The 23,125-nt window shown below is 64.6% G+C and carries 19 protein-coding genes; 12 read left to right on the top strand and 7 right to left on the bottom strand.

Annotated features, from left to right (window positions below):
- Positions 1-30 precede the first annotated feature (30 nt).
- The 5 genes from lspA (at position 31) to dnaE (ending at position 6,784) form a co-directional block, all read left to right on the top strand.
- The gene (gene lspA, locus ACFWO3_RS15365) at positions 31-621 is read left to right on the top strand and encodes a signal peptidase II (RefSeq protein WP_378579126.1); all 591 of its coding nucleotides are present in this window, start codon (positions 31-33) and stop codon (positions 619-621) included.
- Between the two features lie 17 nt (positions 622-638).
- Positions 639-1,547: an RluA family pseudouridine synthase gene (locus ACFWO3_RS15360; protein WP_378579258.1), complete on the top strand. Its 909-nt coding sequence runs from the start codon at positions 639-641 to the stop codon at positions 1,545-1,547.
- 1 nt (position 1,548) lies between these two features.
- Entirely contained in the window at positions 1,549-2,202 is a 654-nt protein-coding gene (locus ACFWO3_RS15355) for a hypothetical protein (RefSeq protein WP_378579124.1), read from the top strand.
- Entirely contained in the window at positions 2,199-3,116 is a 918-nt protein-coding gene (rarD, locus tag ACFWO3_RS15350; protein ID WP_378579121.1) for an EamA family transporter RarD, read from the top strand. Before ACFWO3_RS15355 ends, rarD begins: the two co-directional genes overlap by 4 nt.
- 131 nt (positions 3,117-3,247) lie before the next feature.
- A complete protein-coding gene (gene dnaE / locus ACFWO3_RS15345) occupies positions 3,248-6,784 on the top strand; it encodes a DNA polymerase III subunit alpha (RefSeq protein WP_378579119.1) in 3,537 nt (1,178 codons plus the stop codon).
- Here the strand turns inward: dnaE and ACFWO3_RS15340 are convergent.
- Positions 6,781-7,020, bottom strand: a complete 240-nt coding sequence (locus ACFWO3_RS15340; protein ID WP_378579117.1) for a hypothetical protein — start codon at positions 7,018-7,020, stop codon at positions 6,781-6,783. The genes dnaE and ACFWO3_RS15340 overlap by 4 nt on opposite strands.
- A 131-nt stretch (positions 7,021-7,151) precedes the next feature.
- Between ACFWO3_RS15340 and ACFWO3_RS15335 the strand changes: the two genes are divergently transcribed.
- The 3 genes from ACFWO3_RS15335 to ilvA all read left to right on the top strand — a co-directional run bounded on the left by ACFWO3_RS15335 (position 7,152) and on the right by ilvA (position 10,835).
- Entirely contained in the window at positions 7,152-7,592 is a 441-nt protein-coding gene (locus tag ACFWO3_RS15335; RefSeq protein WP_378579115.1) for a nitroreductase family deazaflavin-dependent oxidoreductase, read from the top strand.
- Positions 7,593-7,663: 71 nt separating this feature from the next.
- Positions 7,664-9,436, top strand: coding sequence for a pyruvate dehydrogenase (locus ACFWO3_RS15330; protein ID WP_378579113.1), 1,773 nt, complete (start codon positions 7,664-7,666; stop codon positions 9,434-9,436).
- A 43-nt stretch (positions 9,437-9,479) separates the two neighbouring features.
- Positions 9,480-10,835, top strand: coding sequence for a threonine ammonia-lyase IlvA (gene ilvA / locus ACFWO3_RS15325; RefSeq protein WP_378579111.1), 1,356 nt, complete (start codon positions 9,480-9,482; stop codon positions 10,833-10,835).
- Here ilvA and ACFWO3_RS15320 read toward each other — a convergent pair.
- Complete coding sequence (locus tag ACFWO3_RS15320) at positions 10,832-11,377, bottom strand: TetR/AcrR family transcriptional regulator (RefSeq protein ID WP_378579108.1); 546 nt, start codon at positions 11,375-11,377, stop codon at positions 10,832-10,834. The two genes, ilvA and ACFWO3_RS15320, sit on opposite strands and share 4 nt — an antisense overlap.
- Before the next feature lie 127 nt (positions 11,378-11,504).
- On the opposite strand from ACFWO3_RS15320, the gene ACFWO3_RS15315 reads away from it, so the two are divergent.
- Positions 11,505-13,031, top strand: coding sequence for an MFS transporter (locus tag ACFWO3_RS15315; RefSeq protein WP_378579104.1), 1,527 nt, complete (start codon positions 11,505-11,507; stop codon positions 13,029-13,031).
- Positions 13,032-13,055: 24 nt separating this feature from the next.
- Here the strand turns inward: ACFWO3_RS15315 and treZ are convergent, their stop codons facing one another.
- Complete coding sequence (gene treZ, locus ACFWO3_RS15310; protein ID WP_378579100.1) at positions 13,056-14,807, bottom strand: malto-oligosyltrehalose trehalohydrolase; 1,752 nt, start codon at positions 14,805-14,807, stop codon at positions 13,056-13,058.
- Positions 14,808-14,922: 115 nt separating this feature from the next.
- Between treZ and ACFWO3_RS15305 the strand changes: the two genes are divergently transcribed.
- The 3 genes from ACFWO3_RS15305 to ACFWO3_RS15295 all read left to right on the top strand — a co-directional run bounded on the left by ACFWO3_RS15305 (position 14,923) and on the right by ACFWO3_RS15295 (position 16,230).
- Complete coding sequence (locus tag ACFWO3_RS15305; RefSeq protein ID WP_378579096.1) at positions 14,923-15,108, top strand: DUF1918 domain-containing protein; 186 nt, start codon at positions 14,923-14,925, stop codon at positions 15,106-15,108.
- Between the two features lie 45 nt (positions 15,109-15,153).
- The gene (locus ACFWO3_RS15300) at positions 15,154-15,795 is read left to right on the top strand and encodes a TetR/AcrR family transcriptional regulator (RefSeq protein WP_378579092.1); all 642 of its coding nucleotides are present in this window, start codon (positions 15,154-15,156) and stop codon (positions 15,793-15,795) included.
- 84 nt (positions 15,796-15,879) lie between these two features.
- Positions 15,880-16,230: a PLD nuclease N-terminal domain-containing protein gene (locus ACFWO3_RS15295; protein ID WP_378579088.1), complete on the top strand. Its 351-nt coding sequence runs from the start codon at positions 15,880-15,882 to the stop codon at positions 16,228-16,230.
- A 22-nt stretch (positions 16,231-16,252) separates the two neighbouring features.
- On the opposite strand, the gene ACFWO3_RS15290 is transcribed toward ACFWO3_RS15295, so the two are convergent.
- The 4 genes from ACFWO3_RS15290 to ACFWO3_RS15275 are packed head-to-tail and all read right to left on the bottom strand — an operon-like array spanning position 16,253 to position 23,064.
- Positions 16,253-17,185 carry an NADP-dependent oxidoreductase gene (locus ACFWO3_RS15290; protein ID WP_378579084.1) on the bottom strand — a complete coding sequence of 311 codons (933 nt, stop codon included), beginning with the start codon at positions 17,183-17,185 and terminating at the stop codon, positions 16,253-16,255.
- A 23-nt stretch (positions 17,186-17,208) separates the two neighbouring features.
- Positions 17,209-19,575: a malto-oligosyltrehalose synthase gene (gene treY / locus ACFWO3_RS15285; RefSeq protein ID WP_378579082.1), complete on the bottom strand. Its 2,367-nt coding sequence runs from the start codon at positions 19,573-19,575 to the stop codon at positions 17,209-17,211.
- A 5-nt stretch (positions 19,576-19,580) separates the two neighbouring features.
- On the bottom strand, positions 19,581-21,728 hold the full coding sequence (glgX, locus tag ACFWO3_RS15280; RefSeq protein WP_378579081.1) for a glycogen debranching protein GlgX: 2,148 nt from the start codon (positions 21,726-21,728) through the stop codon (positions 19,581-19,583).
- Between the two features lie 25 nt (positions 21,729-21,753).
- Positions 21,754-23,064, bottom strand: coding sequence for an adenosylmethionine--8-amino-7-oxononanoate transaminase (locus ACFWO3_RS15275; RefSeq protein ID WP_378579076.1), 1,311 nt, complete (start codon positions 23,062-23,064; stop codon positions 21,754-21,756).
- Between the last annotated feature and the right edge of the window lie 61 nt (positions 23,065-23,125).

Below are 23,125 nucleotides of genomic sequence, written 5' to 3'. Positions count from 1 at the left end.
CGGGATCCGTGCGTGAGGGATGATGGACGGGTGAGTCACGATCCTGTTTCCGACAATCGGACCGACGAGGGCGTTGCCGTTCCGAGCGGTACACCGCCTTCGGAGCCGCCCTCCGGCGACGATTCGGTGCCGGTGGGAAGGCAACGCCAGCGGTTGCCGCTTCTGATCGGTATCGCGGCAACCGTGCTGGTGCTCGACCTCGTCACCAAGATCGCGGCGGTCGCGCACATCACGCCGGGAGAGCCGGTGTGGTTGATCGGCGATGTCGTGTCGCTGCGCCTGGTCCGCAATCCCGGCGCAGCCTTCTCGATGGCGACCGGAATGACATGGGTGTTGACGCTCGTTGCGGTCATCGTCGTCGTGTGTGTTGCGCGGATGGGGCGCACACTGCATTCCTCGTGGTGGGCGCTCGGCCTCGGATTGGTTCTGGGCGGCGCACTCGGCAACCTGGTCGACCGCTTCTTCCGTGCTCCGGGATTCATGCAGGGCCATGTGGTCGACTTCGTGTCGGTCGGATGGTGGCCGGTGTTCAACGTGGCGGATTCGGCCATCGTGTGTGCGGCGGTGTTGCTCGTGGCGCTGACGCTTTTCGGAATCGAGCCGCGCGGAGGAGAGAAGTGACGAGAGAAACCCGATCCATGCCAGTGCCCGACGGCCTCGAAGCGATGCGCGTGGATGCCGGGCTGGCACGCCTTCTCGGGCTGTCGCGCACCGCCGTGGCGCAACTCACCGAAGAGGGGTCGGTTCTGGTGGACGGCACCGCCGTCGGGAAGTCGGATCGGTTGTCGGCAGGTTCCTGGCTGGAGGTGCAGCTCCCCGAGCCGCCTCGGCCCTTGACCATCGAGGCGCAACCCGTCGAGGGCATGGAAATCCTCTACGCGGACGACGACGTGGTTGCGGTGGACAAGCCGGTTGGCGTGGCGGCGCACGCCAGTGTGGGGTGGACCGGCCCGACCGTTATCGGCGGGCTCGCAGCGGCGGGTTTCCGGATCTCGACATCGGGTTCACACGAACGTCAGGGAATCGTGCACCGACTCGACGTGGGTACTTCCGGAGTGATGGTCGTCGCCACGTCCGAGCGTGCCTACACCCTGCTCAAACGTGCGTTCAAGCAGCGCACCATCGACAAGCGGTACCACGCTCTGGTGCAGGGGCATCCGGACCCGAGCAGTGGCACCATCGACGCGCCGATCGGTCGTCACCGCAGCAACGACTGGAAGTTCACGGTGACAGCGGACGGAAAACCGAGCGTGACGCACTACGACACCGTCGAGGCGTTCCAGGCGGCGAGTCTGCTCGACATTCACCTCGAGACGGGTCGAACGCACCAGATTCGGGTGCACTTCGCGGCGTTGCGCCACCCGTGCTGTGGTGATCTGACCTACGGGGGGGATCCGCGGTTGGCCGAGCGACTGGGCTTGGAACGGCAGTGGCTGCACGCGCGGTCACTCGGGTTCGCGCATCCCTCGGACGGTCGGTGGGTCGAGATCACGAGCAAGTACCCGAAGGACCTCGAGGACGCTCTCGAGGTCCTGCGAGCCACCTGAGGTGCGCCGCGCAGGGCAGCTGATACTCGGTTTCGGGGTGGTCGGCGCGATTCTCTTCGCCATCGGTGTGGCGAACCCGCCCGTCCCTCGGCCGATCACCACCGACAGGCTCGGCCCGGAGAGCGGTGAACTGGTGGCGGATTACGCGAGTCGTAGTCGTGCGAGCCTCGACGGGCTCGCCGATTCCGGACCGCATTGGGGCCTCGTGTCGTTCGGTCGGGCTGTGGGGATCGAGCGGGTGCGCGACGTGTCCGCGACTGCCAGGGTGTCGCAGATCGTCTTCCAGGCCCAGCTCGATCGCGTGCAGACGCCGGCGATACCGGTGGCAATCGGTGCGTCGGATGCGGCCATCGAGCGGGCCGCAGCCATGGCCGGGGGGACCCTTCGACGAACGGTCGCCCCCGACGAGCGCTCCGCGGACGTACTGCGAGTGTCTGCCGAGCGTGTCGACGACGGGTGCGACTGCGTCGTAGCTCTGTTGGTGCGCGCCGAATCCGAGTCGCTTCGCGCTATGGCAGAGTGGCCGGATGTTCGCGTCGTCGAGGCACTCGGCACCGACCCGGCGTACGGCACGTTCGGCATGCGGACGTTGCTGCCCGAACACGTGGACGTGGTGCAAACCGGCCCCGACGACGGACCGGTGCCGGAGCGGTGAGGGCGGGCCGATCGATCGACTTCGCCGATGCGGGGATTCTGTTCGGCGTCGGCGCATACGCGATGTGGGGTGCGTTCCCGGCGTTCTTCGGGCTCCTCGATCCGGCGGGTGCCGTCGAGATTCTTGCCCACCGTGTCGTGTGGACGCTGGTCATCATGCTCGTCGTGCTGGCGGCGCTCGGGCGGTTGGGATCACTGCGCGGTCTCCATCTCCGAACCTGGGTTCTCGTCGCGGGAGCATCGGCTGCGATTTCTCTCAATTGGGGCACCTATATCTATGGCGTGGTTTCCGGGCGGGTGGTGGAAACCGCCCTCGGCTACTTCATAAACCCACTCGTAAGTGTCGTGTTCGGAGTCGTTCTCTTCCGCGAACGACTGCGGCCGGCGCAGATCGGTGCACTGCTGCTCGCCGCTGTCGCGGTGGTCGTCATCACGGTCGACTACGGTCATCCACCGTTCATCGCGTTGACTCTCGCGTTCTCGTTCGCCACCTATGGGCTGATCAAGAAGGTGGTTCCGCTCGACCCGCGCACGAGCCTCACGGCCGAAGGGATCGTCGCCGCACCCTTCGCGCTCGGGTATCTACTTTTTCTCACCGTGACGGGGACGGCGACGTTCTTGGGCCACGGGACGGGTCACACCGTGCTGATGGTCTCCGCGGGGTTGGTTACCGCTGCGCCGCTGTTGCTGTTCGGGGCAGCAGCTCAGCGGGTTCCCCTCAGCACGATGGGGATGTTGCAGTACCTGACACCGGCTCTCCAGATGGCCTGGGGTGTAGCGGTTCTGCACGAGGGCATGCCTGCATCACGATGGATCGGTTTCGTGTTGATCTGGGCCGCGCTCGTCGTCTTCACGGCGGACACTTTGGTACGCGCTCGGCGTTCGCGGCGGCGTGAAACGTCGGTGCAGAAGTGACGGCTGTGACTGTCGTTTCGTGAATCGCACGACCACGAACACGACATGCCCGACGCTGCCTGCGCATGGTCCGAGGGTGTCGGTCCGAGGGCCTACACTCGGGATGCTCCCAGACCTTCAGAGAGGCGCACGTGGCTGACTCGTTCGTACATCTGCACAACCACACCGAGTACTCGATGCTCGACGGTGCCGCGAAGGTCGGTCCGTTGTTCGACGAGGCGGCGCGGCAGGGTATGTCGGCGGTGGGGATGACCGACCACGGCAACATGTACGGCGCGAGCGAGTTCTACAACGTCGCGAAGGACAAGGGCATCAAGCCCATCATCGGTATCGAGGCGTACGTCGCGCCGGAGTCGCGGTTCACCACCAAGCGTGTGTTGTGGGGTGATCGCAGCCAGAAGTCCGACGACGTGTCGGGTAGTGGTGCGTACACGCACATGACGATGTTCGCCGAGAACGCGACCGGTGTGCGCAATCTGTTCAAGCTGTCGTCTCTCGCGTCGATCGAGGGTCAGCTCGGTAAGTGGGCCCGTATGGACGAGGAGCTCATCGCCGAGAACCACGAGGGCATCATCGCCACGACAGGCTGCCCTTCGGGTGAGATCCAGACGCGTCTTCGGCTCGGTCACGAGCGTGAGGCGCTCGAGGCTGCCGCGAAGTGGCAGGAGATCTGGGGGAAGGACAACTTCTTTCTCGAGCTCATGGATCACGGACTGTCCATCGAGACACGGGTGCGTGAGGGTCTGCTGAAGATCGGCAAGACGTTGGGGATTCCGCCGCTGGCGACCAACGACTGCCACTATGTCACCAAGGATGCGGCGGAGAACCACGAGGCCCTGCTGTGTATCCAGACGGGTAAGACGCTGTCGGATCCGACTCGTTTCAAGTTCGGTGGCGACGGTTACTACCTGAAGTCGGCGGCCGAGATGCGTGCGATCTGGGACGACGAGGTGCCGGGGGCGTGTGACAACACGCTGCTCGTCGCGGAGCGTGTGCAGTCGTACGAGGACGTGTGGACGCACCGCGACCGGATGCCCATCTTCCCGGTCCCGGAGGGGGAGACGCAGGGCAGTTGGTTGCGCAAGGAGGTGCAGCGAGGTCTCGAGTGGCGATTCCCGGACGGCCCTCCACAGGAATACCTCTCGCGTGCCGACTACGAGATCGGCGTCATCCTCAAGATGGGCTTCCCCGCTTACTTCCTGGTCGTCGGTGACCTCATCAACCACGCCCGGTCGGTCGGTATTCGAGTGGGGCCCGGCCGTGGTTCGGCCGCGGGTTCGCTGGTTGCCTTCGCGATGGGTATCACCAACATCGATCCGCTTCCGCACGGTTTGCTGTTCGAGCGATTCCTCAATCCCGAGCGTGTGTCGATGCCCGATATCGATATCGACTTCGACGACCGCCGTCGCGGCGAGATGGTTCGCTACGCGACGGACAAGTGGGGCAGTGACCGGGTGGCTCAGGTCATCACGTTCGGCACCATCAAGACCAAGGCAGCGATCAAGGACTCCGCGCGAGTGCAGTTCGGGCAGCCGGGCTTTGCGATCGCGGACCAGATCACCAAGGCGTTGCCGCCGCCGATCATGGCCAAGGACATCTCGGTTGCGGGTATCACCGATCCGAATCACGACCGCTACAAGGAAGCGGTGGAGGTTCGGACCCTCATCGATTCCAATCCGGACATCGCGAAGATCTACCAGACGGCGAAAGGCCTCGAAGGCCTGATCCGAAACGCGGGTGTGCACGCCTGCGCGGTGATCATGTCGTCGGAGCCGTTGATGGACGCGATCCCGTTGTGGAAGCGTGCCCAGGACGGCGCGATCATCACCGGATGGGACTACCCGTCGTGCGAGGCCATCGGCCTGCTGAAGATGGACTTCCTCGGTCTGCGCAATCTCACCGTCATCGGTGATGCGATCGACAACATCAAGGCGAACCGCGGTATCGAACTCGACCTCGACACCCTCGCTCTCGACGATCCTGCGACATACGAGTTGCTTTCGCGCGGAGATACTCTCGGTGTGTTCCAGCTGGACGGCAGCGCCATGCGTGATCTTCTGCGGCGCATGCAGCCGACAGGTTTCGAGGACATCGTCGCCGTGCTCGCGCTCTACCGGCCCGGTCCGATGGGCATGAACGCCCACAACGATTACGCCGACCGCAAGAACGGTCGACAAGAGGTCAAGCCCATCCATCCGGAGTTGGCCGAGCCACTGAAGGAGATTCTCGCCGATACCTACGGTTTGATCGTCTACCAGGAGCAGATCATGCAGATCGCTCAGAAGGTGGCGGGCTATTCGCTCGGACGTGCAGACATCCTGCGTCGCGCCATGGGTAAGAAGAAGGCCGAGGTTCTCGCCGCCGAGTTCGAGGGCTTCGAGAAGGGCATGCAGGACAACGGCTTCTCGAAAGAGGCGATCAAGGCCCTGTGGGACACGATTCTTCCGTTCGCCGGCTACGCATTCAACAAGTCGCACGCGGCGGGCTACGGATTGGTGTCGTTCTGGACGGGATACCTCAAGGCCAACTACCCGGCCGAATACATGGCAGGACTGCTCACTTCGGTCGGCGACGACAAGGACAAGGCGGCGATCTATCTGGCGGACTGCCGCAAGATGGGTATCACCGTGTTGCCGCCGGACGTCAACGAGTCCGAGGTCAACTTCGCGTCGGTCGGCGAAGACATTCGCTTCGGTATGGGCGCGGTCCGCAACGTGGGTACCAATGTGGTCAATTCGATCATCAAGGCGCGCAACGAAAAATCGAAGTTCGTGGACTTCTCCGATTATCTGAACAAGATCGACGCCGCTGCCTGCTCCAAGAAGGTCACGGAGTCGCTCATCAAGTCCGGGGGGTTCGACTCGCTGGACCATCCGCGCAAGGGCCTGATGCTCGTCCACGCGGATGCGATCGACGCGGTGATGGGTACCAAGAAGGCAGAGGCGATCGGTCAGTTCGACCTGTTCGGTGGCGACGACGCCGACGAATCGATCTCCTCGGTCTTCAATGTGAAGATTCCCGACGAAGAGTGGGATTCGAAGCACAAACTGGCGCTCGAACGCGAGATGCTGGGGCTGTACGTGTCGGGTCACCCGCTCAACGGCATCGAGCACGTGCTGTCGGCACAGTCCGACATGGCCATCCCGACCATCCTCGAAGGTGACGTCAAGGACGGCACCCAGGTGACGGTCGGCGGCATTCTGGCCTCGGTCAATCGGCGCATCAACAAGAACGGCCTGACCTGGGCCTCGGCACAGCTCGAGGACCTTACCGGTGGCATCGAGGTGTTGTTCTTCCCGCAGGCTTACGCGGCGTACGGAATGGACGTCAACGAGGACACGGTCGTGCTGGTCAAGGCGCGGGTCTCGATTCGTGACGACCGGATTTCGTTGATCGCCAACGATCTTGCCGTACCAGATCTGTCCGCGGTGGGCGTGGCCAAACCGCTGTCCGTGAGTCTTCCGACGCGTCTGTGCACGCCGGACAAGGTGGGTGCGCTCAAGCAGGTTCTGACGCGCCACCCGGGAACATCCGATGTGCATTTGCGCCTGATCAGCGGGTCCAGAATCACGTTGCTGAAGGTGGACGACGTCTACCGAGTGGAGCCTTCGTCCGCGTTGATGGGGGACCTCAAGGCACTGCTCGGGCCGGGCTGCCTGGCTGTTTAGATACCGCCGGATTTACGTGACAGGTGGGTGCGGCGCGCCCACCACACGACGACCGCGGCCGCCGCCGCGGTGAGAACTGCGGGCTCGAACGATCCGATGATCGCGAGGCATCCCACGAGGACGAGGACACCGACCGCGATGGCCTCGATCTTGTACAGGGGCCACCGCGTACCCGCGAGGTACACACCGGGCGACCGAGAGTCGTGCCCGGTGGCTTCGTAGTGTGTGGTGGCCATGGTTCGAGGATAGGCGTATCAGAGAGTTCGGTCCAGCGAACATTCGAATGTGGCTGGGCGTGGAACGGGCTCGGCCGACGCGATCGATCGTTTCGGTGGCTGACGCCGCGAATCGGGTGTTACATGGGGTCATGCCCCTTTCAGGTGAATTCGAACCGAGTACATCCAAATGGGCCGCCGATCAGGCCGAGTTGATCGAGAGTTCCGGCGGCACCGAAGGTACGAGTCTCCAGGGAATGCCCGTCGTCCTCCTCACCACCATCGGGGCCAAGACCGGAAAGATTCGGAAGACGCCACTGATGCGCGTCGAGCACGACGGAAAGTACGCGGTCGTGGCTTCACTGGGTGGCGCACCCAAGCATCCGCTCTGGTACCACAACGTCAAGAAGCACCCTCGGGTGGAACTGCGCGACGGCACCGAGAATCAGGACATGGTTGCCAGGGAGATCACCGGGGACGAGAAGGCGGCCTGGTGGAACCGGGCGGTCGCTGCCTACCCGCCGTACGCCGACTACCAGAAGAAGACGGATCGTGAGATTCCGGTCTTCGTTCTCGAACCGGTTTCGGAGTAGCCACCCCTGCATGTTCGCCCTTCCTGCATTCCCTAGGCACCAACACGAACTCGACCCCTGTGGAGGTACCCGTGAGTGATCGCACCGTGGCCGACCAGATCGTTCGGCAGTTGATCGACGCCGGAGTGCAACGGATCTACGGCATCGTCGGAGACAGCTTGAATCCTCTCGTCGATGCGGTCCGACGGGTCGGTAGTGCCGAGTCGGGCGGTATCGACTGGGTCCACGTCAGGCACGAAGAGGGTGCCGCGTTCGCCGCCTCCGCCGAAGCGCAGGTCACCGGCAAGTTGGCCGTGTGTGCGGGTTCGTGTGGTCCAGGAAATCTGCATCTGATCAACGGTCTGTACGACGCCGACCGTTCGGGTGCACCGGTGCTCGCGATCGCCGCGCAGATTCCGAGTGAGCAGATCGGCCTCGAATACTTTCAGGAAACTCACCCGGACCGATTGTTCGTCGAGTGCTCGCAGTACAACGAGCTCATTTCAACGCCGGTACAGTCGCCGCGGGTCGTGGGTTCGGCCATCACCCATGCGGTGGCAGGTCCGGGAGTCTCGGTGATCACGTTGCCCGGCGACATCGCGGCACTCGAGGCGGAGGGAAGCCCGCCGAAAGTGCCGGTCACGGGGCGTCCGCGACTCGTACCCGCGGACGAGGACGTCGCAGCGCTCGTGAAGGCACTCGACTCGGCGCGCCAGGTGGCGATCTTCGCGGGCGCCGGGGTCCGTGATGCCCGTGAGGAAGTTCTCGAACTCGCGGAAGTGCTGGGGGCGCCGGTCGGCCACTCGCTACGAGGCAAGGAATGGATTCAGTACGACAACCCGTTCGACGTCGGGATGACCGGTTTGCTCGGATACGGCGCCGCCCATGCGGGGATGTACGGCGCTGACCTACTTCTCTTGCTGGGCACGGACTTTCCGTACGACCAGTTTCTGCCGGACGACGTCGTGACCGCGCAGGTGGACAGCGACGCCCAGCATCTGGGTCGCCGAACCTCGGTGAGCATCGCCGTTCACGGAGACGTTGCGAGCACACTGCGGGCGGTGTTGGAGTCCGTGAAACGCAAGACCGACCGCTCGTTCCTCGAAGGGATGCTCGAGCGGCACGACACTCTCATGTCGAAGGTCGTCGGCGCCTACACCGAACCTGCGGGGCAGCGGACACCGATTCATCCCGAATACGCGGCTTCGATCCTCGACGACGTTGCCGCTGAAGACGCCGTCGTCACCGCGGACACGGGAATGTGCAACGTGTGGGCGGCGCGGTACGTCAATCCCAACGGCAGGCGGCGGTTTCTGACGTCGGCGCTGCACGGGAGCATGGCCAACGCGCTACCGCACGCGATCGGAGCGCAGTTCGCGGCACCCGGTCGTCAGGTGATCTCGATGTCGGGAGACGGTGGCCTGTCGATGCTCCTGGGTGAGCTCGTCACGGTGTCGATGTATCGGCTGCCGGTGAAGATCGTGCTCTTCGACAATTCCACTCTGGGAATGGTGAAGCTCGAGATGCTGGTGGACGGGTTGCCGGACTTCGGTGTCGACGTACCCGAGGTGAACTATGCGGCGGTCGCGGCGGCACTCGGCATCTTCTCCACCCGCATCGAGGATCCGACGAAACTCGAATCGGGACTGAAGGAGGCATTCGCGCACGACGGCCCGGCGCTGGTCGACATCGTGACGGACCCACTCGCGCTGTCGCTGCCGCCCGCCATCACCGGCCAGCAGGTCGGCGGATTCGCATTGGCGATGTCGAAGATCGTCATGAACGGTGGTGTCGGGGAAGCCGTGAAGATGGCGAAGACGAACATCAGGAACATGCCACGCCCGTCACAGTTCGGCGGCGGCTGAACCCGCGTGTGTGAAACCACGTGGTGAGTGGAATCATGGGCGGGTGTCAACCTCGCCCGATACCGCAGACCAGACGCCCGTTTCCGCCGTGATCGACGCACGCGAGATCGATGCTGCCGCGGAGCGAATTTCCGAGGTCATCTCGGCCACCCCGCTGCAGCCGAGTGAGCGGCTGTCGGCGGCGACGGGTGCGAAGGTCTACCTCAAGCGTGAGGATCAGCAGGTGGTGCGGAGCTACAAGCTTCGTGGCGCATACAACCTCATGGCTCAGCTGACCGACGAGGAGCGCGCCGTAGGAGTCGTCACGGCGAGCGCCGGCAATCATGCACAGGGCGTGGCGTTCGCGTGCCGGACGATGCAGATCCACGGCCGGATCTACGTACCGGCGAAGACACCGAAACAGAAGCGTGACCGCATTCGCGTTCACGGTGGCGAATTCGTCGAGCTCATCGTGACCGGCGAAACGTTCGACGCCGCAGCTGCCGCCGCGAAGGAAGACGTCGTGCGTACCGGCGCGACGATGGTGCCACCGTTCGACGACGCCCGGACCGCAGCAGGCCAGGGAACCATCGCGGTGGAGGTGCTGGAGCAACTGGGTCGGGCCCCCGACTACGTCGTCGTCCCGGTAGGTGGTGGCGGATGCATCGCAGGTATCGCCACCTACATGAACGAGCGCGCACCCGAGACCGCGATCGTGGGTGTGGAGCCTTCGGGTGCCGCGTCCTTGACCGCCGCACTCGTTGCAGGCGGTCCGGTGACGCTCGAGGACATCGACCCGTTCGTGGACGGTGCCTCGGTGCAGCGGATCGGTGATCTGCCGTATGCCGTCGTCTCGGGATTGGGTGCAGCGGTCGTCTCGCATTCTTCGCTGCCGCTCATCGCTGCGCCGGCGGCAGTACGCAGGCCCGGTGAGTCGTTCGCGGTGACCCAGGTGGACGAGGGGGCGATCTGCACCGCGATGCTCGACCTCTACCAGAACGAGGGGATCATCGCCGAGCCTGCAGGTGCGCTGTCTGTTGCGGTCCTCGACAAGTTGGCAATCGAGCCGGGTTCGACCGTGGTCTGCCTGATCTCGGGTGGGAACAACGACGTGTCCCGCTACGGCGAGATCCTCGAGCGATCGCTCGTCCACCTCGGGCTGAAGCACTACTTTCTGGTCGACTTCCCGCAGGAGCCCGGTGCTCTTCGACGATTTCTCGACGAGGTCCTCGGACCCGGCGACGACATCACGCTGTTCGAGTACGTCAAGCGCAACAACCGTGAGACAGGTGCGGCGCTCGTCGGCATCGAATTGGGCGAGGCGGACGAGCTGTCCGCACTGCTCGACAGGATGGAGAGTTCGCGGATGCAGGTCGAGCGGCTGGAACCCGGGAGCCCTGCGTACCGGTATCTGACCTAGCTCGGCTGGTCACGCCCTTCGGAGGACAGCAACCGCGCGACGACCCGGTCGTAGAGATCGGGATCCGGCAGCGGAAGGTCGAGTAGTGCGGACAGGTAGATTCCGTCACCGACCAGCCGGACGATCTCGGCCTGCACCGGATCGTCGATCTCGGTGCGCAAGCCCTCGTCCCAGGCCCGCATCACTTCGGTGACGGCGCGCTGGATGTCGTCCCGTTTGCCGTCGACGCTGCGGAGGGCGGCAATGGTCGACCGGTAGAGGGCAAGTTCCTCGGCGGTGCTCGTATCGGGCATCTGGAGGTACCACTCGGTCAGAGACGTCCCGCCCGCGGCAGCGTCGGCGACCTGAGCATCGGCTCGTTCTCCCAGTCTGTGCACCATTCCGACGAGCAGTGCTTCCTTGCTGGGGAAGTGGTACAGAAGTCCACCTTTCGACACTCCTGCCTCGGCGGCGACGCCTTCGAGAGTGACGTGTGCCAGTCCGGTGTCGAGAAGTAGCTTCTCCAGGGCGTCGAGGATGCGGTCACGTGTGTCGGCGGCCATGCGCGTGACTGTACTCGGAAATGAACTGTACCGGCCGGACGGTTGACGGTATTGTGTGTACCGGCCGGACGGTTCAAAGTCCGGCCGTATCGAGTCCTCGAGTCGATTCGGAAAGTCGAGTAGCTCCATGTCCGTGATCGTGCCGCCGATCCAGGCTCCCGTCGCGCGCGCAAGCGCCAAGGACTGGGCGGGCCTGGTAATTCTCGCGTTCGCCGTCCTTCTCATTGCCGTGGACGGCACCGTTCTCGACCTGGCGCTTCCGTTCATCAGTGCCGATCTGGAGCCCAGCAGTACCCAGCTGCTGTGGATCATCGACGTGTACTCGTTCGTCCTCGCCGGGCTGCTGATCACAATGGGTACGTTGGGCGACCGCGTCGGCCGACGACGGCTGCTGATGATCGGAGCGGCGGGTTTCGGACTGGCATCGGTCCTGACTGCCTGGGCGCCCACGCCCGAACTGCTGATCGCGGCCCGCGTGCTGCAAGCGCTGTCGGGTGCGACGCTCATGCCCGCCACCCTCGGGCTGATCCGCACGATGTTCGCCGATCCGCGTCAACGCACCCTCGCCATCGGCGTGTGGGGAGCCATGGCCGGTGGTGGTACCGCTGCGGGACCCTTGGTCGGCGGATGGCTACTCGAACACTTCTGGTGGGGGTCGGTCTTCCTCGTCAACCTTCCCGTCCTTGCGGTACTTCTCGCGGCTGGGCCGATCCTCATCCCCGAATCGAAGGACCCCGCGCCGGGGCGATTCGATCTCCGGAGTATGGCGCTGTCCATGCTGACGATGCTGCCGCTGGTGTACGCGGTCAAGGAAATGGTGGTGCACGGGGTCGATGCGCCGTTGTCGGTCACGGCCGCGGTCGGCGTGACTGCAGGTTTCGCCTTCGTGCGTCGTCAGCGCAGCATGGTCAACGCCATGATCGATCCGGGTCTCTTCGGCAAGCGCACCTTCACTACTGCGGTCGTCACGAATCTGCTGTCGATCTTCGCGTTGTCGGGACTACTGTTCTTCGGATCGCAGTACCTGCAACTGGTGCTCGGGTACTCCGCACTCGACGCCGGTCTGCTGATGTTGCCCGGAATGGTGATGAGCGCGGTGACTGCACTCGCCGCAGCCTGGCTGATCCGACGCTGGTCGGTCGGGGCCGTCCTGGGCGCCGGGCTCGCCACGGCGGCCCTCGGCGCCGCAGTCATGATCGGACTCGGGACGGATACCGGCCCGGACCTCTTCGTGATTGGGTTCCTACTGGCCGGCGCCGGAATCGGATTCGCGCTGACGTTGACGTCGGACCTTGTGGTCAGCTCGGTGGAACCGGAGCGGGCAGGAGCCGCGTCCGCGGTGTCCGAGACCGCCTACGAACTCGGTGTCGCCCTGGGCGTCGCCGTACTGGGCAGCGTCGTGATGGCGGTGTTCCGTGCCGGCGTCGACACGTCGATGTTGGGCGAGCACGGAGCGGAAGCGGCGAAGGGAACGTTGGGTGCCGCGATGGCAGAGGCACAGTCGCTGTCCGAGCCTGCGGCCGCCTTGCTGCACGGGTCGGCAGCCTTGGCGTTCGTGGACGGCATGCACGTCGCGTCCGGCATCGTCGCTCTGATCCTGGCCGGCACAGCAGTACTCGTGATCGGGCTGCTCCGCCGCCCTGTGAGTGGTTGACGAGCCGCTGGACTCGTCAGCCACTCACAGGGGGTGTTCGAGGACGACGAAGGATCGAGGCGCGATTGTGGTCGTCGAGGCGGTCTCGTCCTGCGTCGGAGACTCCCACCACAACAGCGGTGACCCGCCGATGGGAACGGTGACCGCCTGGGCACCGAGGTTGCAGGCGATCCGTAATGCGCCACGTTGAAGCACGATCCACCCTGCGTCCTCGTCGTAGTCGATTCCGAGGTGTTCGAGCCACGGGTCGGTGAGTTCCGGCCGCGACCGGCGCAATGCGATCAAGTCCCGATAGCACTCGAGCAGACGCGAATGGTCGGGCGAATCCAGCTCGGTCCAATCGAGTTTGGAACGTTCGAACGTCTCCGGGTCCTGAGGGTCCGGAACGTCCTCGTGGTTCCACCCGTGCTCGGCGAACTCCTCCCGGCGGCCGGTGGCGGTAGCCGAAGCCAGCTCGGGCTCGGGGTGCGAAGTGAAGAACTGGAACGGTGTTCCGGCGCCCCACTCCTCGCCCATGAACAGCATCGGCGTGAACGGAGAGCACAGCACCAGGGCGGCCTTGATCGCCAATTGTCCGTCGGTGAGGTACGTACCCGGACGATCGCCGATCGCACGATTGCCGATCTGATCGTGAGTGCACGTGTACGCGACCAGCGAACTGGCGGGAGTGCGTCGCGTGTCGATGGGGCGGCCGTGCAATCGGCCCCGGAACGTGGAGAAGGTGCCGGTATGAAAGAAGCCCTGCCGGTACGTGTCGGACAGGCATCTGAGCGATCCGAAGTCGCCGTAATAACCCTGGCGTTCACCCGACACCGCCGCATGCACGGCGTGATGAACGTCGTCGTCCCATTGGGCATCGAGTCCGTAACCGCCCGACGAGCGGGGCGTGATCAGCTTCGGATCGTTCAGATCGCTCTCGGCGACGAGCGTGAGTGGCCGTCTCAGATGGGCGGCGAGACGTCTGGTTTCCGTTGCCAGGTCTTCGAGGAGATGGGTGGCGGTGTTGTCCACGAGAGCGTGCACGGCGTCGAGACGAAGCGCATCGATGTGGAACTCCGCGAACCATCTCAGCGCGTTGTCGATGATGTATCGGCGCACCTGATCGCTCGACGGTCCGTCGAGATTGAGGGTTCGTCCCCACGTGTTCGTCGTCTCTGCAAGGTAGGGGCCGAATCGATCGAGGTAGTTGCCGGACGGGCCGAGGTGGTTGTAGACGACATCCAGTGCAACCGCGAGACCGCGCGCGTGACAGGCGTCGACGAAACGTGCGAGACCGTCGGGGCCGCCGTATGCCTCGTGAACGGTGTACCAGAGAACCCCGTCGTAGCCCCAGTTGTGGGTTCCGTTGAAACCGTTGACCGGCATCAGTTCGACGAAATCTATGCCGAGTCGAACCAGGTGATCGAGTTTGTCGATGGCGGAGTCGAAGGTGCCTTCGGGGGTGAAGGTGCCGACGTGAAGTTCGTAGACAACGCAACCGGCGAGCTGTCGGCCCGTCCAATGGGAATCCGTCCACACCGACCGGTCCAGCTCGTGCAGTTGGGAAGGCGAGTGAACCCCGTCCGGTTGCCGCGGCGAGCGCGGGTCGGGAAGGACCACATGTTCGCTGTCGGGCGTCCGCGCATAGTCGAGGACGAAGCCGTAGCGGGCATCCGAGGCGCAGTCGACCCGTGCCTGCCACCAGCCGTCGACGGTCGGTGTCATGTCGTGGAGCGTGCGGTCGACCTGTACGCGGACACGGTCGGCGAAGGGGGCCCAGACCTCGAAAGTGTGCACGGTTCCAGAATGCCCCCTCGTGCAGGTCGTTGCGAGCGGTACCGACTGGTCGGCGCGCACCCTTTCGGACTCGAGGGCCCGAAGAGCAAGCTGGGATGAAAGGAAGGAGAGGGTCATGCAGGTAGCGGTGGGCGACCGGTTGCACGTCCAGGGACGGGTGGTCGGGCAGCAACAGCAGACTGCGGAAGTGATCGAAGTTCACGGCGAGAACGGCACGCCGCCGTATCTCGTTCGATACGACGACGGTCACGAGGTGTTGGTGTTTCCCGGCTCGGATGCATGGGTGGAACACCCTGGATGATTCGAATGCAGTTGTCGTGTATCGAATGTTGTTACAGTGCACTCGATGAACGAGGACACGGAGAAAACAGCCCCCACGAGGACATATCGTTCTCCGTTGCGGGTGGATGCGGCTCGACGTACACGCGAGGCTATTCGCAGTGCGGCGGGGGATCTGTTCCGTGAGCGGGGGTACGTCGGTACGACGGTGCGGCACGTCGCAGAGCGTGCCGGAGTGGCGATGCGGACCGTGTCGGCGGTGTTTGCCGGCGGCAAATCGGAACTGTTCCACGCTGCGTTCGACGCGGCAGGGGCACTTCCGGAAATCGTGCTGGAGGTACCACGGGATCCGGCGGGCGACGAAGCGGATGTCGTACTCGACCATCTGGTGTGGCAGGCCACCGAGATCCACGAGAACACCGGTCGGCTCGTGCTCGCGGCTGTGGAGTCCTCGGGTGCCGACGAGGAGATGGCACGGTTCGCATCGGAGCACGCCGTGGAAACGGCGACCAATGCGATGACGATTGCCGAAGGGCTCGCCGCGAGCGACATGTTGCGCTGGGACGTCACCGTGCAGCACGCAGCCGACGTTCTGTACACGGTGGTATCTCCGCAGGTTCACGATCTGCTGCGGCGTCAGTGCAACTGGGACACGGTGGCCTACCGAAACTGGGTGAAGTCGACGATTCGCTCCAGTCTCCTTCAGTAGCCGTCGGCGCTTGTGGTTCGATTGTGCGAACCTGCCGTTGGGGTGTAAGGGAGCAGGCCACTTTTCACGGAGGGGAATTCGTCGGTGCCGTACTTTCTGTTCGGTCTCGTCACGATGCTGTTGTGGGTCTTCTGCATCGTGGATGTGATCACTCGCAACGAGCGAGAGATCGTGCATCTACCCAAGATGGGCTGGCTCGTGGTCGTAATCGTCCTGCCGACCGTGGGGTCGCTGTTGTGGTTGTTCGTCGGCCGCGGTCAGGATTTCGGCACTCGGGTTTCGACGCCGCGCACTGGATACGGCGAGTACGAGCGGCCGGGTAGGCACGTTGCGCAGAATCCGGAGGACGACGAAGAGTTCCTCCGTCGCTGTCGTGAGCGTGCCGAGGAGCAGCGTCGTATAGCGCGCAAACGGCGCGAGCAGAACGACTCCTGACCCGACCGATGTCAGGGTGGGGTCAGGGGATGAGCACGAACTTACCTGGCTCGTGTGGTCCGGCCAGTTGCCGATGGGCTTCGGCGGCATCGAACAGTGCGAAGACCTTCGCGACGCGGACGTTCAACGCGCCGTCCGCGGCGAGCTCGATCAGCTGCGGCCGCGCATTCCTTCGATTCTCGACGCTGGCAGCGTCGCCTCCCCCCACTGCGGTGATTCCGCGTTCCACAGCGGTCGGGCCCGGGACGGTGGTGACGATTCGGGTGGGGTCCGAGACCAACTCGACAGACACGTCGGCGGCTTCCACGCTGCCCACGGTGTCGATGGCAGCGTCGATACCGTTCGGGGCCGAGGCGCGGACGCGGTCGAGCAGGCCTGGGCCGTATTTGACGGGTGTGGCGCCCAGTTGGCGAACGTAGTCGTGGTTGTTCGCTCGAGCCGTTCCGATCACGACTGCACCTCTCGCAGCGGCCAATTGGACCGCGACCGATCCCACCGCGCCGGCGGCACCGTGGACGAGCACTGTGTCGCCCGCGGCTGTCGCAACGGTCTCCACGAGATCTGCGGCTGTGACTCCGGCGGCGAGGAGGCCCGCTGCCTGTTCCCACGACAGGTTGACCGGTTTCGCGGTGACCGACGTTTCCGGAACTACGACGGCATCGGCGTAGCTCCCGCCCTTGGCCGGATAGACGACGACCTCCGTGCCGACGTCGAGACTCACATCGGCACCCACGGCGTCGATCACCCCGGACGCCTCGGAACCGAGTGCGATCGGCAGCTTCGATTCGTCGGCGCCGAAGAGCCCGCTGTAGCTCTTGAAATCGTAGGGGTTGACGCCGATCGCGCGGAGTGACACCCGCACTTCACCCGGGCCCGGCTCGGGAAGGTCACCGTCGACGACGGCCAACACTTCCGGTCCTCCGAAGGCGCGGGCGACAATTCTGCGATGCGACATGTGACTCCGATCTTCGGTGTGCGCTATGTGTTCCGGTGTAGCAGGGAAACGGGGTATCGGTCGAACAATTCGCCGACCCGAACGCTTCCGGAGTGCGATCGGTCGGTCAACGTGTCGAGCCAACCACCGGCCGGCAGGTTCACGGTGGTGTCCTCCCACCCGGTGTCCTCGAGTGTCACGGACAGACGTGTCGCCAGCGCCAACACGCGTAGGGGCTTGTCGGATGGGCCTCGACCGAAGCCCAGTACGTGCTCGGAACGTGAGCCGTCCGCGAAGACCGGCGTGTAGGCGCCGTGCACGAAACTTTCCGGCTCGGATCGACGCAGACGAAGGGACTGCCGCACCACGTGCTGTTTGGCTCGACCCGAGTCGTCGAGCGGCGGCGGTGACGGTTCGGGGTGACCGGTGCGGAGACGGTCGAAGTCCACGAACCGTCGATTGTCGGGGTCCACGAGGGAATCCTCCCAACGTTCCGTCCCCTGGTAGAGGTCCGGTATGCCCGGTCCGCAGAGTTGCAGGAGTTTTTGCCCGAGAGAATCTGACCAGGCGTGGGGTGCGAGTTGGTGGGTGAGCTCGCCGAGCGAACTGCCGACCGGTCCGTCGATTACGGCGTCGAGCCACTCGTGTAGTTGGGCCTCGAACTCGGTGTCGACGTTGGTCCAGGTCGTACGGGTTCCGGACTCGCGAACGGCCTTCTCCGCGTAGGCATGCAGCCGGCTTCGCAATCCGAGATCGACGGGGCCGCGGTGAGGCCACACACCGAACAGGTTCTGCCACAGGAACAGTCCGGCTGCGGGGTCCGGGGAAGGGGTCCGATTCTCCCAGTCCTCGACGCAGCGTGCCCAGAGGTCGGGTACCTGAGACAGGACCCCGATGCGGGCACGTACGTCTTCGCCTCGCTTGGTGTCGTGCGTGCACAGGGTCGTCATGGTGCGTGGCCAGTTACGTGCACGATCAGCGGAGACGAGGTGAAACTCGGTGGGGGACATTCCGAAGCGTCCGGGATCGCCACCGACCTCCTGCGAGGACACGAGGCGGGCGGTGCGGTAGAACAGGCAGTCCTCGATGGCCTTCGCGGTCACGGCCCCGCATATCTGTTGCAGCCGAACGGCGGCCTCACCCTGTGCTGCCAACGCCACTGTGACAGCATCCCACGACCTGCGCAGTGAGGGCAGTTCGACCGACAGCGCGTCGAGTGTGCGGGGAAGGATGCCGCGCAAAGGTGCGTAATCGGTGCGATAGACGGGTATCCGCGCCACCAGTTCGACAAGTGCCCGAGTCAGTTCCTCGCGGTCGGTGGACATGGACGATTCGCGTTCGACGGCTCGGGCCAGTCGCCGCATTTCGTGCGGGAATTCCTGTGCCGCCACCGTGCGCTTCAGTTCCCGACCCTGTTCGTCCAGGTTGGTTGCGTCGCCGGGTTCGCCTGTGCGTCTTCTCGCCAGAGTTGCGAGACCGGCCGCGCCGCGTGCGTCGACGAATACGGCACCCAGGGCGGTCAGCGCGTCGTATCCGGTCGTTCCGTCGACCGGTAGCGTCGCGTCGAGTGGCTCTTCTGAGCCGAGGATCTTCTCCACCAAGAGAAGGCGGTTCGGGCCGATGATGCGGCGCAGGCGGATGAGATAGCCGCGCGGATCGGCCATGCCGTCGGGGTGATCCACCCGGACGCCGTCGACGAGATCTTCCTCCACCCAGGTCGTCAGTTCGCGGTGAGTCGCCTCGAAGACGACCGGGTCCTCCTGGCGAACGGCCGCGAGCGTGTCCACTCCGAAGAACCTGCGGTACCCGACCACGCCTGCATTCCATGGGAAGAGCCGATAGTGCTGGGCTTCGTGTACCGCACGGACATCACGCCCGTCGGTCCCCGGAGCGAGGGGAAAACGGTGGTCGTGAAATGCGAGACGCGGCTGATCGCCGCCGCGATCGATCCACAGCGCGGATACATCGAGCGCCGAGCCGAGTACCGGGATCGCGATTGCGCCGTCGGCACCGTTGTCGGCGCGCCAGTCGATGTCGAAGAACCGGGCGAACTCCGAATCACGACCGTGCGTCAGAACGTCCCACCACCATGCGTTCTCCTGTGCGACAGCGATCCCGAGGTGATTGGGCACGATGTCGACCACCAAACCCATACCCCGATCGCGAGCCGACCTCGACAAATCAACGAACTGTTCGCGGCCGCCGAGTGCTTCGGACACCGTCGTCGGGTCCGTGACGTCGTAGCCGTGGGTGCTTCCGGTCGTAGCGGTGAGGATGGGGGAGAGATACAGGTGCGATACCCCCAAGTCGTGGAAGTAGTCCAGCAGTTCGGCTGCTTGGGCGAACCCGAATCCGTCCCCGCGCAGTTGAAGCCGGTAGGTCGAGGTGATCTCGGGCGCGGTCGTGTCCACGATTCTCACCTGCTCCTGCGGAGAACCGCGAGGGCGCGTGGACCGACGGTGATCGAGGCGCCGGCCACGACGATCGCATCGCTGTCTCCCGTGGCAGATTCCGTGTCGAGCACCACGGTCCACTCGTGGGCGTGGTCGGTGTCCGGCGTGACGAAAACGATGGGACCGTCGTGGGCGTTGAAACACAACAGGAACGAATCTCCGACCACCCGTTCACCACGCTGGTCGGGCTCCGGGATGCCTTCGCCGCTGAGAAACACTGCGAGAGAACGTCCGAACCCGCTGTCCCAGTCCTCCGGAGTCATCTCCTCGCCGGACGGTGTCAGCCACGCGATGTCGCGAGTCTGGTCGCCACTGCGAATCGGTTTCCCTTCGAAGAACCTGCGCCGCCTGAACACCGGGTTGTCCGTGCGCAGGCGGACGACCCGCCTGGTGAATTCGACGAGAGCGGCATTGGCATCGGCGAGTGACCAATCCATCCAGGACAGCTCCGAATCCTGGCAGTACACGTTGTTGTTCCCGTGTTGAGTGCGGCCCATTTCGTCGCCGTGGGCCAGCATCGGGGTTCCCTGGCTGAGCAGGAGTGTGGCAAGGATGTTGCGGCTCTGCCGATCACGAAGCGCGAGAACCTCGGGATCGTCCGTAGGCCCCTCGACGCCGCAGTTCCACGAGCGGTTGTAGCTTTCGCCGTCGTTGTTGTCCTCGCCGTTCGCCTCGTTGTGCTTCTCGTCGTACGAGACGAGATCGCGCAGGGTGAATCCGTCGTGGGCGACGACGAAGTTGATGCTGGCACCGGGACGGCGGCCGGTAGCCTCGTACAGGTCGGACGATCCGGTCAGCCGGGATGCGAACTCGCCGAGCGTGGACGGCTCACCGCGCCAGTAGTCGCGCACGGTGTCGCGGAACTTTCCGTTCCACTCGGTCCACAGACCGGGGAAGTTGCCGACCTGATATCCGCCTTCGCCGACGTCCCACGGCTCCGCGATCAGTTTGACCTGGCTGACGATGGGGTCTTGCTGCACGAGGTCGAAGAAGGCGGAAAGTCGGTCCACGTCGTGCAGTTCCCGCGCGAGCGTGGACGCGAGGTCGAAGCGGAAGCCGTCCACGTGCATTTCCGTCACCCAGTAGCGCAGGGAATCCATGATCAGTTGCAGCGTGTGTGGGTGGCGGGCGTCGAGACTGTTGCCGGTCCCCGTGTAGTCCATGTAGTGCGCCGCGTCCTCGTCGACCAGTCGGTAGTAGGCGGCGTTGTCGATGCCTCGGAAGCAGATGGTGGGACCGAGATGGTTGCCCTCGGCGGTGTGGTTGTAGACCACGTCGAGGATGACTTCGATGCCGGCTTCGTGGAACGAACGCACCATCGCCTTGAACTCGGAGACCGCGGCGCCGGGTTTCGCTGCCGACGAATATCCGGTGTGCGGTGCCAGGAAGCCGAAGGTGTTGTAACCCCAGTAGTTTCGGAGGCCGCGGTCGAGGAGTATCCGGTCGTGCATGAACTGGTGAACCGGCATCAGTTCGATCGCCGTGACTCCCAGACCGCTCAGATGGTCGATCACCGCGGGGTGTGCGAGACCCGCATAGGTGCCGCGCAGATCCTCGGGGACGGCAGGGTGCGTGGCGGTCATGCCTTTGACGTGCGCCTCGTATATGACCGTCTCGTGGTACGGGCGGCGAGGCGCACGGTCCGATGCCCAGTCGAAGTACGGATTGATGACCACTGTCGTCATCGTGTGGCCCAGTGAATCCGCCCCGGTCGGCTCACGGTCGTCACCCGATAGCGGGTCGCACGAGAACAAGGATGCGTCACCGTCGAAGGTTCCGTCGAATGCCTTGCCGTAGGGGTCGAGGAGGAGCTTGCTCGCGTCGCACCTCAGACCGTTTTCAGGGTCCCACGGACCGTGGACTCGGTACCCGTACCGCTGTCCGGGCACGACCGAGGGCAGATACGCGTGCCATACGTAGCCGTCGACTTCGTCGAGCGGGACTCGAGTTTCGGTGCCGTCTTTCGCGATGAGGCACAGTTCGACTGCTTCGGCGGCTTCCGAGAACAAGGAGAAGTTCGTCCCCGCACCGTCGTAGGTGGAGCCGAGGGGGTAGGCGTTCCCCGGCCACACGGGTGACGACCACTCCGAGGTCGACGAGTTCTCAGCCATGTCTGAACACTAGCCGCGTGCGAGGTCAGGTTCGTGACGACGCGGCGCCTGTGCGTGCGGCGGCGATCATGCCGGAGCAGACCGTGGCGATGTCGTTCGCCGAACAGATGTACGGCGGCATCGCGTACACCAGGTTTCGGAAAGGTCGCAGCCACGCGCCGGCATCGACTGCGGCATCGGTTGCCGCCTGCATGCCCACCGGGGCATCGAGTTCGATGACGCCGATGCCGCCGAGCACCCGCACGTCCACGACCCCGTCGATCTCGCGGGCCGGCGCCAGGCCGTTCTCGAGTCCGCGCGTGAGTGCCGCGACCTCGCTGCGCCAGTCACGGGAGAGGAGCAGTTCGGTGGAGGCGACTGCCACTGCGCAGGCGAGTGGATTGGCCATGAAGGTGGGGCCGTGCATGAGTCCGCCTGCCTCGCCTGCGCTGACGACTTCGGCGACCTCGGCCGAACACAGGGTTGCCGCGAGGGTCATGTAGCCACCTGTCAGCGCTTTGCCGACGCACATCACATCCGGAGCGACGCCCGCGTGCTCGGCTGCGAACAGCGTGCCGGTCCGGCCGAATCCCGTTGCGATTTCGTCGAAGATCAGGAGCAGGTCGTTCTCGTCGCACAGTTTTCGTAGTTCGTTCAGATAGTGCGGATCGTGAAAACGCATGCCTCCGGCGCCCTGCACGACCGGTTCGACGATGATCGCTGCCAGTTCGTCGCGATGCTCGGCGACGAGGGACTCCAGTTCGTCGAGATAGGAAGGTTCGAACTCGGCGGGCGGCTTCGGGGCGAAGATCTGGTGGGTGAGTACGTCGGTCCACAGCGAGTGCATGCCGCCGTCCGGATCGCACACACTCATGGGCGCGAAGGTGTCGCCGTGGTAGCCGCCCCGCCATGTGAGCAGGCGATTCTTGCCGGGCCGCCCGCGGCCGCGCCAGTACTGGAGGGCCATCTTCACCGCCACTTCGACGGACACCGAGCCCGAGTCGGCGAGGAAGACTCGGTCCAGTCCATCCGGAGTGATCTCGACGAGCAGTTCGGCCAGACGGGCGGCGGGTTCATGGGTGAGGCCGCCGAACATCACGTGGCTCATCCGCCCGAGCTGAGTTGTCGCTGCTGCATCCAGAGTCGGGTGCCGATATCCGTGCACAGCGGCCCACCAGCTGCTCATTCCATCGACGAGTTCGCGTCCGTCCGCCAGCCGCAGGCGCGTGCCTTCGGCGCTGTCGACGACCAGTGGGCTGGTGGTTGCGGGTACGGCGCCGTACGGATGCCACAGGTGGTGTGCGTCCAGCTCGGAGATGCGGGCGGGGGAGAGTGGAGTCGAGAGGGGGCCAGTCACGGGCTCGACGATAGCGGCCGCCTTCAGAGGTCCACCACAGGGGTTGAACGGTGTTCAAGTC

The sequence above is a fragment of the Rhodococcus sp. NPDC058521 genome (assembly GCF_042719695.1).
In the GTDB taxonomy this organism is placed as follows: Bacteria; Actinomycetota; Actinomycetes; order Mycobacteriales; family Mycobacteriaceae; genus Rhodococcus_F.
This window is presented reverse-complemented; position numbering and strand designations above follow the sequence as displayed.

Excerpts from the sequence above, each read along its gene's own strand:
- ACFWO3_RS15360 (WP_378579258.1), top strand. The coding sequence starts at position 639 with ATGCCAGTGCCCGACGGCCTCGAAGCGATGCGCGTGGATGCCGGGCTG.
- ACFWO3_RS15340 (WP_378579117.1), bottom strand. The coding sequence starts at position 7,020 with ATGGCCACCACACACTACGAAGCCACCGGGCACGACTCTCGGTCGCCC.
- ACFWO3_RS15335 (WP_378579115.1), top strand. The coding sequence starts at position 7,152 with ATGCCCCTTTCAGGTGAATTCGAACCGAGTACATCCAAATGGGCCGCC.
- ACFWO3_RS15320 (WP_378579108.1), bottom strand. The coding sequence starts at position 11,377 with ATGGCCGCCGACACACGTGACCGCATCCTCGACGCCCTGGAGAAGCTA.
- ACFWO3_RS15315 (WP_378579104.1), top strand. The coding sequence starts at position 11,505 with ATGTCCGTGATCGTGCCGCCGATCCAGGCTCCCGTCGCGCGCGCAAGC.
- ACFWO3_RS15305 (WP_378579096.1), top strand. The coding sequence starts at position 14,923 with ATGCAGGTAGCGGTGGGCGACCGGTTGCACGTCCAGGGACGGGTGGTC.
- ACFWO3_RS15300 (WP_378579092.1), top strand. The coding sequence starts at position 15,154 with ATGAACGAGGACACGGAGAAAACAGCCCCCACGAGGACATATCGTTCT.
- ACFWO3_RS15290 (WP_378579084.1), bottom strand. The coding sequence starts at position 17,185 with ATGTCGCATCGCAGAATTGTCGCCCGCGCCTTCGGAGGACCGGAAGTG.
- glgX (WP_378579081.1), bottom strand. The coding sequence starts at position 21,728 with ATGGCTGAGAACTCGTCGACCTCGGAGTGGTCGTCACCCGTGTGGCCG.